11 protein-coding genes are annotated in these 10,673 nt (G+C 72.9%); 2 read left to right on the forward strand and 9 right to left on the reverse strand.

Going from position 1 to position 10,673, the window contains the following annotated elements:
• Positions 1–32: 32 nt before the first annotated feature.
• Positions 33–1,103, forward strand: a complete 1,071-nt coding sequence (locus tag EAD98_RS13320) for a Gfo/Idh/MocA family oxidoreductase (RefSeq protein WP_121654358.1) — start codon at positions 33–35, stop codon at positions 1,101–1,103.
• A 39-nt stretch (positions 1,104–1,142) separates the two neighbouring features.
• On the opposite strand, the gene EAD98_RS30940 is transcribed toward EAD98_RS13320, so the two are convergent.
• From EAD98_RS30940 to EAD98_RS13335, 4 genes are all read right to left on the reverse strand, one after another.
• Entirely contained in the window at positions 1,143–1,301 is a 159-nt protein-coding gene (locus EAD98_RS30940) for a hypothetical protein (protein WP_158609793.1), read from the reverse strand.
• Between the two features lie 145 nt (positions 1,302–1,446).
• On the reverse strand, positions 1,447–1,680 hold the full coding sequence (locus EAD98_RS13325; RefSeq protein WP_121654359.1) for a winged helix-turn-helix domain-containing protein: 234 nt from the start codon (positions 1,678–1,680) through the stop codon (positions 1,447–1,449).
• A 555-nt stretch (positions 1,681–2,235) separates the two neighbouring features.
• Positions 2,236–2,457: a hypothetical protein gene (locus tag EAD98_RS13330; RefSeq protein ID WP_030335934.1), complete on the reverse strand. Its 222-nt coding sequence runs from the start codon at positions 2,455–2,457 to the stop codon at positions 2,236–2,238.
• Positions 2,458–2,747: 290 nt separating this feature from the next.
• Positions 2,748–3,839 (reverse strand): NYN domain-containing protein, encoded by a 1,092-nt coding sequence (locus tag EAD98_RS13335; RefSeq protein ID WP_121654370.1) that lies wholly within the window; start codon positions 3,837–3,839, stop codon positions 2,748–2,750.
• Between the two features lie 203 nt (positions 3,840–4,042).
• Here EAD98_RS13335 and EAD98_RS13340 point away from each other — a divergent pair, with 203 nt between their 5' ends.
• A complete protein-coding gene (locus EAD98_RS13340) occupies positions 4,043–6,070 on the forward strand; it encodes a glycosyl hydrolase family 28-related protein (protein WP_121654360.1) in 2,028 nt (675 codons plus the stop codon).
• Between the two features lie 51 nt (positions 6,071–6,121).
• On the opposite strand, the gene EAD98_RS13345 is transcribed toward EAD98_RS13340, so the two are convergent.
• The 5 genes from EAD98_RS13345 to EAD98_RS13365 form a co-directional block, all read right to left on the reverse strand.
• Positions 6,122–6,463, reverse strand: coding sequence for an MmcQ/YjbR family DNA-binding protein (locus EAD98_RS13345; protein WP_121654361.1), 342 nt, complete (start codon positions 6,461–6,463; stop codon positions 6,122–6,124).
• 56 nt (positions 6,464–6,519) lie between these two features.
• Positions 6,520–7,146 (reverse strand): hypothetical protein, encoded by a 627-nt coding sequence (locus EAD98_RS13350; protein WP_121654362.1) that lies wholly within the window; start codon positions 7,144–7,146, stop codon positions 6,520–6,522.
• 110 nt (positions 7,147–7,256) lie between these two features.
• The gene (locus tag EAD98_RS13355) at positions 7,257–8,360 is read right to left on the reverse strand and encodes a cellulose binding domain-containing protein (RefSeq protein ID WP_121654363.1); all 1,104 of its coding nucleotides are present in this window, start codon (positions 8,358–8,360) and stop codon (positions 7,257–7,259) included.
• A 64-nt stretch (positions 8,361–8,424) separates the two neighbouring features.
• Complete coding sequence (locus EAD98_RS13360) at positions 8,425–9,474, reverse strand: nitronate monooxygenase family protein (RefSeq protein ID WP_121654371.1); 1,050 nt, start codon at positions 9,472–9,474, stop codon at positions 8,425–8,427.
• A gap of 112 nt (positions 9,475–9,586) precedes the next feature.
• Positions 9,587–10,673 (reverse strand): hypothetical protein (locus EAD98_RS13365; protein WP_233583811.1); only part of this gene is annotated, 1,087 nt, incomplete at its 5' end.

A 10,673-nucleotide genomic window follows, 5' to 3' on the forward strand; every position in this document is an offset into this window, starting at 1 on the left:
CCAGGGCGCGGACCGGGAGACGGGAGTACGGCATGGCGGAGGCGCTGCGGGTCGGTCTGCTGGGGTACGGGCTGGCGGGCCGGGTGTTCCACGCACCGCTGATCGCCGCCACGCCCGGGCTGCGGCTGGACGCCATCATGACCCGCGATCCGCAGCGGCGCGAGCAGGCTCGGCAGCACCACCCGGACGCCCGCCTGGTCGACGACGCCGACGAGCTGTGGCGTACGCCCGACGCGTTGGACCTGGTCGTGGTGGCGACGCCGAACCGCCTGCACGTGCCGATGGCCCTGGCGGCGGTGGCCGCCGGCCTGCCGGTCGTCGTCGACAAGCCACTGGCCCCCACCGCCGCCGAGAGTGGCGCGCTGGTCGAGGAGGCCGACCGCCGGGGGGTGCCGCTGACGGTGTTCCAGAACCGCCGGTGGGACGGCGACTTCCTGACCGCTCGCCGCCTCGTCGAGCAGGGCGAGTTGGGGCGGGTGCTGCGCTTCGAGTCCCGGTTCGAGCGCTTCCGTCCGACGATCAAGCCGGGCTGGCGGGAGCTCGCCGGCCCCGAGGAGGCCGGCGGCGCCCTCTTCGACCTCGGCGCCCACCTCATCGACCAGGCGGTGCAGCTCTTCGGCCCGGTCGACCGCGTCTACGCCGAGGTCGACCGCCGCCGCGAGGGCGCCGCGGTCGACGACGACGCGTTCGTGGCGTTGACCCACGCCAACGGGGTCCACTCGCACCTCTGGATGGGCGCGGTGACCGCTCAGCTCGGGCCCCGCCTGCGGGTGCTCGGCGACCGGGCCGGCTACACGACGTACGGGCTGGACGTGCAGGAAGCGGCGCTGCACGACGGCGGCCGACCGGACCAGCCGGGCTGGGGCGAGGTCCCGCCGGAGCGGTACGGCCTGCTCGGCGTCGACGGTGACCTGCGGTCGGTGCCCACCGCGCCCGGCTCGTACCAGAGCTTCTACCAGCAGGTGGCGGCGGCGCTGCGGGACGGCACGCCGATGCCCGTGGATCCACGGGACTCGGTCGCCACCGTCGCGTTGATCGAGCTGGCGCACCGGTCGGCTGTCGAGGGCATGGTGCTGCCGGTTCCGACGGGCCCCGCCGCCTGACCCCTGCCGCGTGCTGGGCCGGCCCGACTCGGGCCGGCCCTAACCGGCGTCCTGCTCGGTGGGGGCTTCGTCCGACGCCCGGGCTTCATCGTCGGTCAGCGCGTCCTCGGACCGGTCGGTCAGCGGGGCCAGCCGATGCTCAGCCTCCCGCGTCTCCTGCTCGATCCTCGGGTTCTCCTCGTCGGGACCCTGCGACATGGGCGACCTCCATCGGGCACGAATCGGCCACTTCGGGGATACCCGGCCTGACGCGGGGAACACGGGATCGCGCAGAGCGGCCTGATCACTTGATGGTGAGCAGTTCACACCGGCCGGCAGAGAGCTGCTACTCCTCGTCAACTGATCAGGGAGATCCCAGTTCCTCGGCGACCCACAGGCCACGCCCCTGGAGACCCACCACCAATCCACGCGTCTGGAGAACGATGATCGCTCTCTGGACCGTGGTCACGCTGACCTTGTAGAGGTCGGCGAGTTCGTTGTACGTGGGCAGACGTTCGCCGGGGGCGTACTCGCCGCTCTTGATGCGAGCGGCGAGGTCGTCAGCCACCTCGCGGTATCCGCCAGTAGGTATGGGCATGTGAAGGTTCCTTCGTTCGGCACCTTCCATCGGATCACGCTGACCACACCCCTTCAAGACCATCATTGCCTTAGGTACTAAAGGTCTCTAAGATCAGTGGGAGTGGTTGGTTCCTACGTTCGGCAAGCGGTGGACCGAGCCACAACCCCGCCCAGAGGAGCACGGCGGACAGGCGCTGCCCTCTCGGCGGGACCGAGCGCGCCTCGTGAAGGGAATCAGTTATGCCGATCGACGAGCCCGTGTCCCGCGCGACTGCGCTGTTCACGGCCGAACGGGTACTGGAAGCGCATTGGTCTCGGGCGTTCGATACGCCGTGGCGCGCGGGTGGGTGCGTCGAGTGCAGAGGTCAGACCGACTGCCCGCAGCTTGATTGGGCGTTGGCACTCGTGGCAGACGTCGCCTCAGTGATGCTTCAGAAGCGGTGATCTACGGGCCGAACGCCGTTTGGCAGGAGAGACCTTGGCGCTGTCTGCGGGTGAGAGCCGTGCGCCGGGCCGGCCGGTTGTCGCGCCGGGCTGGAGCCCAGGAGCGTTGCCGGCCCGGCCCGGTGCCGGATCAGCGCTGCTTCAGCTCGCGCCAGGAAGGGTGGGTGCCGCGCCAGGCGTCGGCCAGGATGGCCGCCGAGGCCCGGCTGGGGCACTGCTGCACCCGCTCACGACCCGACGCCCCACCGATCTGGGCGCGGACCTCCCAACCCTGCCCATCAGTACGGATGTACACGTCCCGGCGCCCGCGCGGAGTCGTGTCTCCGTTCCACCAGTGTTCCTCGACCTTCATTCGCCGACCGTATAGCAATTTCTGCGTCGGGGGTACGGCGCAGGTGAGGCTATACCGGGGCAAGAACCGCAATTCAGACGCAAATCGGGCCCAGCGTTAACCGTTCGAAACCACAACGGCGGCGCAATCTCTCCCCCTGAGCGACGGCTTAGAATGCCGACACCCCCGCCCCTGTTGATCAAGAGCTTCGCGTCAGGAATCGCGCCCCTGATGACGTAAACCTCTTGATCAACGCAGCGGACGGGGCGCGGGGGACGGGCGCGGGTGTGCGGGCGCGGGTGTGCGGGGGATCACCCCTGCGCGGTGAGCAGGTAATCGTCGGCTTCGGGGCTCCAGCGCAGGTCGACCGCACCGCCGGTGGCGGCGGCCTTGCAGAACTGGAGGAAGCTGCGGTAGCCCAGCTTCTTCTCGCTGAAGTCCGGCCGGGCCCGGCGCAGCTGGTTCTTCAGCCCGGACAGCGCCACCGGGTTGCCGCCGCTGCCCAGCTCCGCCACGACGCCGCGGAGCAGGCCGAAGGCCACCTCCCGATCGCCGTGCTCGGGCAGCGAGACCTCGGGGTCGCCCTTGGCGGGGCCCTCGGCCAGCTCGATCACGTTGTGCGCGGCGAGGTGGCGCAGCAGCTCGCCGAAGGTGCGGAACCCGTAGTCGGACTCGCTGAACGTCGGGTCCTTGCGCAGCAGGGTGCGCTTGAGCCGGGAGGCGGTCACCTCGCCGCTGGCGCTGCCCTGCAACCCCGCCACCGTCTGGGCCACCAGCACGGCGAGGGCGTCCACGTCCCGGCCGGGCTCCTCCCCCGCCGGCTGCCGTTCCTCCTCCGGCTCCTGCTCGCGCTCCGGCTCGGGTGCCCGCAGTTCCGGGCCCGGCTGCCGCACGGGACGGGCACGCCGGGCGCGGGTCGGCGGGATGTCCACACCCTCCAGCCGGTCGTAGTAGAGGAACTCGTCGCACGCCGGTGGCAGCAGCGCCGAGGTGGACCCCTCGACCCCGACGCCGATGACCCGCTTGTTCAGCTCACGGAGCTTGTGCACCAGCGGGGTGAAGTCGCTGTCGCCGCTACAGATGACGAAGGTGGAGATGTAGTCGCGCTCGAAGGCCAGCTCGATGGCGTCCACGGCCATCTTGATGTCGGCCGCGTTCTTTCTGGACGCTCCCATCCGCTGCGGGATCTCGATCAGCTCGACATGGGACCGGGTGAGCATCCGGCGGTCCTCGTCGAAGTACGACCAGTCGGCGTACGCCCGGCGCACCACCACGCGCCCGCGCTCGGCCAGCGCGTCGGCGATGGGCCGGAAGTCGAAGGCCATGCCGCCACGGTTGTCGCGAGCCCCCAGCGCGAGGTTCTCATAGTCGAGGAACAGGGCGATCCGGTCTTCTTGATCCACGCGGTTCACCCTACGCCGGTCGGCAGCCCGTCCGGTGGAGCTGAGCGAACGGGTGGGTCGCATCAGCTTGTCGGTTTCTTTCTACTTACCGGTCGTCGCTTTTCATGTTTCCATCTTGCTCTTGCAACGTGACGTTCGCCACTGGCATCATGACGGTCGATGCTGAGCGCCGGTGGAGCGCCGCGGACCACAGAGGAGAGTCCATGTCCCGGAGCAGGACGCCGGCGCGGCGACGCCCCCACCCACTGACCGCGGGCGCGATCGCGACCGCCACCGTCCTCACGTTGCTGGCCGGCGCGCCCGCGGCGACTGCCGCGCCCCGCGGGGGCGCGCAGCCGGTGGTCACCCGGGCCGCCCTCGACCCGGCGCTCGTGACCGGGCGTGGCGCGAACGTCGACTTCGTCGAGCAGGAGGCGGAGAACGCCCGCACCAACGGCGAGATCATCGGCCCGGACCGGTCCGCCTACACCCTGCCCGCGGAGGCGTCCGGCCGCCGGGCGGTCCGGCTCACCCCCGGGGAGCACGTCGAGTTCGTCCTACCCAGCGCGGCCAACGCGATCACCGTGCGGTACAGCATCCCGGACGCGCCGCGCGGCGGCGGGATCACCGCCCCGCTGGGTGTCGCGGTCAACGGCAGACATCTGCGCAGCATGACGCTGACCTCGCAGTACTCGTGGCTCTACAACCAGTACCCGTTCTCCAACGACCCTCAGGCCGGGCTGTTGCACCCGGACTGGTGGATCACCGAGTGCTCGTGCGTCCCGTCGGCCACCACGCCGTACCCGACCATCAGCACGCCGTTCCGGCCCACCCACTTCTACGACGAGCAGCGCCTCCTGCTCGGACGCACCTACCGGGCCGGCGACAAGGTCAGGCTCACCGCGCCGCCCGGCAGCGCCGCCGCCTGGACCGTCATCGACCTGCTCGACTCCGAACTGGTCGCACCGCCGCACGTCCGGCTCCTCGCCGCGAACGTGCTGGCCTTCGGCGCCGACCCCACCGGGCGGCGGGACTCCGCCGACGCCCTCGACCGGGCCATCGCCTTCGCCCGGCGCACCCACCTGAAGGTGTACATCCCGCCGGGCACCTACCAGGTCAACCGGCACATCATCGTCGACGACGTGACCATCGAGGGCGCCGGCAACTGGTACACCATCATCAAGGGCCGCGAGGTCGCCCTGCCGACGCCGGCCCCGGACGGCTCGGTGCACACCGGCGTCGGCTTCTACGGCCGCGACGCCGCCGACGGCGGCAGCCGCAACGTCCACCTCTCCGGTTTCGCCATCGAGGGCGACGTCCGCGAACGCATCGACACCGACCAGGTCAACGCGATCGGTGGGGCGATGAGCGACTCGACCATCGACGGGCTCTACGTGCACCACACCAAGGTGGGCCTGTGGTTCGACGGGCCGATGAGGAACGTGCGCGTCACCAACAACATCATCGTCGACCAGATCGCGGACGCCCTCAACTTCCACACCGGGGTGACCGACTCGCTCGTCGCGCACAACTTCGTCCGCAACACCGGCGACGACGGCCTCGCCATGTGGTCGGAGAAGACGGCCAACGCGCGGAACACGTTCGACCACAACACCGTGCAGTCCCCGACTCTGGCGAACGGCATCGCGATCTACGGCGGCACGGACAACACCGTGTCGAACAACCTGATCGCCGATCCGGTTCGCGAGGGCAGCGGCCTGCATGTCGGCGCCCGGTTCGGCGCGGAGCCGTTCGCCGGGCACCTGCGCATCACCGGGAACACCACCGCCCGCGCGGGCACGTACGAGCTGAACTGGAACATCGGACTGGGGGCGATCTGGTTCTTCGCCCTGGACCGGAGCATCGACGCGGCCATCGAGGTGACCCGCGACGCGTACCTCGACAACACGTACAACGCGATCATGCTGGTCAGCGACTGGCCGGTGAAGGACCTCTACTCGATAACCAACGTGCGCTTCCGGGACATCCGCGTCGACGGCACCGGCACCTCGGTGGTCAGCGCCCGCACGGCCGGGTCGGCCTCGTTCGCCAACGTGGACGCCCGCAACGTGGGCGCGGTCGGCGTCAACAACTGCGGGTCGTTCCACTTCACCCCGGCCGGCTCCGAGTTCACGCTGACCGACCTCGGCGGCAACGACGGCGGCTGGCTCGCCCCGTGGCTGCTGCCGAACACCATCACCTGCGACGACCGGCCGCCCGTATCGCCGCCGCCACCACCGGCTCGGTGGTGACATGCGACGGGGTCCCGGCATCGGGCCCCCGTCGCCGTAGCCCGCCGCCCGTCAGCTGCCCAGCCGCTGCCGGGCCAGGAACTTCGGCACCACCATCCGCCACGCCTCGGTGACCAGCTCGGTCATGTAAGCGTGCTCCAGCCGCGAGGTGTGGCAGCACACCCAGTGAAAACGCAGGTCGGCCTCGCCGGGCAGGAAGAACAGCTCCGGCTCGGCGGCCACCAGCCCGGCCCTCTCCTGCTTGGGGAACCCGAAGCCCATCGTCGCCTCGTCGCGGGAGAACGCGACGTAGACGATCGACCCGACCCGGAACTTCACCCGGTCCCGGATCAGATGCTCGCTGCTGCGTGGCAGCGTCCGGGCCAGGGCCCGCACGTCGGCGACGGTGACCATGCCACGACCGTAACGGCCCGCGGGCCCGCCCGGGGAGAGGCCGGGCCGCGGTGCCGTCAGCGCGGTCGGGCGTACGCCAACGGCACGGTCGTCGGCTGGCCGTTCCAGCTGCCACTGAGGACAGCCCCGGCGGCAGCCACCGCGCCGGCGCCGGGCCGACGGACGACGACCAGCTCGACCGAGTCGGTGCCGATGAGCGTGACGTCCTCGTCGACCACCGGCTCCCGAGCGTCGGCCGGGAGCACCCCGGCGTCGCTGGCGACGATCGTCACGGTCGGCTCACGCAGCTCGCGTCGGCCGTCGACCTCGAAGTACTGCTCCGCCTGACCGGTGCCGGCGAGAATCGCGTCGGCCAGTGCCGCCGCGTACACCGGGTCCGCGCAGCCGTCGTACACCCAGCGCGGGCCGAGCACCGAGTGCTCGGTGGTGCCGACGAGCCACTCCTCGGCGCCGTCCAGGGGTGCGGCGCGGTAGGTGAGCGGGACCTGGTGGACGGGGCCGTCGGCGGCGCCGACCAGCATCGTCTCGATGCCGACCGCGCCGGCCGGATCGTCGAAGCGGTAGGCGCCCCGGCTCACCACGTCGGCGCCGGCCGGCCCCCGGTACCACGGTCGGCCGGGCAGCCAGGTCGCCAGCAGGTCGAGCTTCGAGGGGCGCAGGGTCGCCCGGTGCAGCAGTGCCATGCCGCCAGCCTAGGGACGACCGTGCGTCCGCCTGCTCTCGGGTCGGACCGTCGACGGCCGGCCACGAGAACCGGCGGACGCGGTACGACGGTCACCGTCGCGGCCCACGCTCACACGCCCCCGCACGGGTTGCCGCCCACCGTGCAGGCCTCCGGCGCCCTGGCCTTCGGTCGACTGTCGCGGACGTCGAAGCGGAACGTCTGCGACCCGCCGGCCGGCACGGCCGGCCCGGTGAAGGTGAGCGTCCGCCCGTCCTGCCGCAGATCGGCGCCGTCGACGTCGTCGACGCTGCTGCCCTCGGCGAGGGTGACCACCACGACCCAGTCCCCCGCCGGCGCGCCCGCCGGGTTCTCGACCACCACCTCGCCGGTGTAGCCGAACAGCCGGCTGGAATCGGTGCGATAGCTGGCGGTCAGCGGCGGTGGCGCCGGAACCGAGGCGAGAGTGGGCGACGGCTTCGCCGTCGGGGTGCGGCTCGGGCGGGCGGTCGGCGACGCGGCGGTCCGCGAGGGGCGCGCCGAGGGTGTCGCCCTCGGTGTGCCGCTGGGCGCGGCGGCCGCCACGGGCGACGCGGACGGGGACAGCGACGGGGACGGGGACACCGGGGCCGGTGCGGCGGCGCTGTCCGGCTCGTCCGGCAACGTGACCCATGCCGCCAAGCCCGCGACCAGTACGGCCCCGGCCAGCACCGCGCCCACCGTGCGGCGACGGCGGCGAGCCCGGGCGGCGCCCTGGCCGCGCGCGGCGATCGTCGGCAGTTCGGCCGTCAACCCGGCTTCGCCGCGCCGCAGGTCGACCTGTTGGAAGGCGAGCCAGTCGAGAATGGCCGGCAGTCGCACGGTCAGCGCCTGCCGGAGTTGCTGCTCGCGTGGATCGTGCTGTTCGGCGGACCAGGTGCCGTGTGTCGTGACCTCCCGCACCGCCAGCCGGCAGCCCTGCTTCGTGGCGGTGACGGCACAGGTCACCTCGCTGAGCCGGCCGCTCTCGTCGCAGCGCAGCGCGAGCAGCTCCAACACCTGCCGCTCGGTCACCTCGACCTCGACGTCGGCGTCGAAGCCGGGCAGACCGGCCGTGTGCAGCACCAGGCGGTCCTGGACTCCCGCCACCGTTTCGGCCTCGGCGAACCACCGGCCGAGCAGTTCCCGATCCGTCAATGCGAGCCACACCCGGTCCGGCGGGTGGGACAGGTCGACCTGCGCGCCGATCTCGATCACGGCGAGACTCTACGGCTTTCGCTTCTGCCCCGTCCGGCCCGCCCGGACCGGCCGGGCGATCCGGTCAACCCCAGTGGGACGCCCGCTCGGCCGCCGCCGCCAACGCGTGCCGGGCGTCGGCGCTGACCTCGGCGACCAGCTCGGCCGCCGGCAGGTCCCGGGCCAGGGGATGTGCCTGCCCGGCCCACAGGTTCGGCACCGAGGCGTCCCCGTCGCGGCGGGCGGCGGCGAGCAGCGGGCGGGTCAGGTGCAGCACCTGCGGGTAGCCGGCCGGCGCCGCCGCGTCGTGCCGACGCAGAAAGTCGTTGACCACACCGCGGGCCCGCTTGCCGGTGTACGCGCGGGTCAGCGCGGTCGGCGCGGAGCTGGCCACCGCCGCCCGGTGCATCGGGGAACTGCCCGCCTCCGGGCAGCGCAGGAACGCCGTGCCGAGCTGCGCGGCCGCGGCGCCGGCGGCCAGCACCGCGGCCACCCCGGGGCCGTCGACGACGCCGCCGGCGGCCACCAGCGGCCGGTCACAGCCGGCGGCGGCCAGTCGGAGCATCGGCAGCAGCCCGTAGTCGTCGTCATCCGGCAGGCCACCGCGATGTCCACCGGCCTCGGTGCCCTGCACCACCACGGCGTCCACGCCCAGTTCGGCGGCGGCCGTGGCGGCGTCCGGCCGGGTGACCGTGGCCCACACCTCGGTGCCCCGCTCGCGCAGGGCGGCCACCGCGGCCCGGTCCGGCAGCCCGAACACGAAGGACACCACCGGGACCGGGTCGGCCAGGAGCATGGCCAGCTTGTCCGGGTACCCGTCGTCGCCGCCCACCGGCTCGCCCAGGCTCACCCCGCGCTCGCCGGCGTGCGGGGCGAGCCGGTCGGCGTACGCCCGGATGGCGGCCTCGTCGACGGCGCCGGAGCCGGGCAGGAAGACGTTCACACCGAACGGCCGGTCGGTGCGGGCCCGGACCTCGGCGATGTCGGCGGCCAGCCGGCCGGTGTCGATCATCCCGGCGGCCAGGAATCCCAACCCGCCGACGGAGGAGACGGCCGACACGAGCGCCGGCGTGGACGGGCCGCCGGCCATCGGGGCGGCGACGATCGGGTGGCGCAACGCGGACAGCACGGACATCCACTCATCCTGTCGCACCGACCCCACCCGCGACCGCCGGGTGCTCGGGTCCGTCAGCCGGGGGCGGGCCGGTCGCACCGGCGGCCGGCGGCGCACCCCGAGGGTGCTGCCGTCACCGTCGGGCCGTGTGTCGCCACCACAGCACACCGCCCAGACCGACCAGCGCCAGCAGCGTGCCGGCGCCGGCCACCAACGGCCAGGTCCGGTCGCCTCCGACGCCCACGTCCGCCGCCGCCGGCCGGGCCGTGGTGGGCGCCAGCGGGCCGGCGGTGGTGGGCGCGTCCGGTCGTGGGGTGGCGGCCGCCCCCGTCGGGACGGGGTACCGCAGGATCGCCGAAGGGGTGCCCTGCGGCTGTCCGGCGGACTCGGAGACGGTGAGCAGGGACCGGCCGTCGCGGCTGTAGGTGATCGACTCGCCCTGGGGTTCGTCGGGCAACGGGGTGACCCGCGGGACGCCGCCGGTCAGCGCGCGGACCAGGTCGCCGTCGGGCACGTCGTACTCGTAGGCGTCCGCGTAGCTGCGCAGCACGACCCGACGCCCGTCGGGCGCGCTCGCCGCCCCGGTGACCACGCCGCGGCCGAGGAAGGAGTACGGGTTGCTGGTCGTGGAGGCCGGCAGGACCACCTGACCGACCGAGGCCAGCGGCGTCGCCGCCGCGGGTCGCAGCGCGGTGGTCGGCGCGTACAGGAAGACCGTGCCGCTGCCGCCCTTGGTCACGATCAGCGGGCGCCCGGCCGCGTCGATCAGCAGCGCCTCCGCGTCGTGAGGGCGGTCCGGGTACGTCATCCGGTGCAGCACCGGCTGGTCCGCGTCCGGCGCGAGCCGCCACAGCGCGATCGTCTTGCGCGTGCGGTCGTTGTCGCCGATGTCGGCGACCCAGAGGGTGCCGTCCGGGCCGACGGCCAGGTCCTCGGTGTCGCGCGGCTGGGAAGGGTAGGCGACCGTCCGCACCACCGCGCACCGCCGGTCGAGGAAGAAGATCCGGCGGCGGGCCTCGTCGTCGGCGCCGTCGTTGACCACCACGTACCCGTCGTCCGTGGCGACCATCCCGGAGATCTCCCGGAGCCGGTCGTCGCGCACCTGGCAGACCGGTGTTCCGGCGCCGGGCGCGCCGGCCAGCGCCGCGCCCGGCGCCAGCACCAGCGCCATCGGCACCGCGCCGACGAGCAGGGTGGCCAGCGCCGTTCCCGCCCGGGCG

This window comes from Micromonospora sp. CV4 (assembly GCF_003667455.1).
Lineage (GTDB): Bacteria > Actinomycetota > Actinomycetes > Mycobacteriales > Micromonosporaceae > Micromonospora.

What these genes read in the sequence shown, in the direction of transcription:
- EAD98_RS13350 (WP_121654362.1), bottom strand. Translation starts at nt 7,146, where the DNA reads ATGGCACTGCTGCACCGGGCGACCCTGCGCCCCTCGAAGCTCGACCTG.
- EAD98_RS13345 (WP_121654361.1), bottom strand. Translation starts at nt 6,463, where the DNA reads ATGGTCACCGTCGCCGACGTGCGGGCCCTGGCCCGGACGCTGCCACGC.
- EAD98_RS13340 (WP_121654360.1), top strand. Translation starts at nt 4,043, where the DNA reads ATGTCCCGGAGCAGGACGCCGGCGCGGCGACGCCCCCACCCACTGACC.
- EAD98_RS30940 (WP_158609793.1), bottom strand. Translation starts at nt 1,301, where the DNA reads ATGTCGCAGGGTCCCGACGAGGAGAACCCGAGGATCGAGCAGGAGACG.
- EAD98_RS13360 (WP_121654371.1), bottom strand. Translation starts at nt 9,474, where the DNA reads ATGTCCGTGCTGTCCGCGTTGCGCCACCCGATCGTCGCCGCCCCGATG.
- EAD98_RS13325 (WP_121654359.1), bottom strand. Translation starts at nt 1,680, where the DNA reads ATGCCCATACCTACTGGCGGATACCGCGAGGTGGCTGACGACCTCGCC.
- EAD98_RS13320 (WP_121654358.1), top strand. Translation starts at nt 33, where the DNA reads ATGGCGGAGGCGCTGCGGGTCGGTCTGCTGGGGTACGGGCTGGCGGGC.
- EAD98_RS13330 (WP_030335934.1), bottom strand. Translation starts at nt 2,457, where the DNA reads ATGAAGGTCGAGGAACACTGGTGGAACGGAGACACGACTCCGCGCGGG.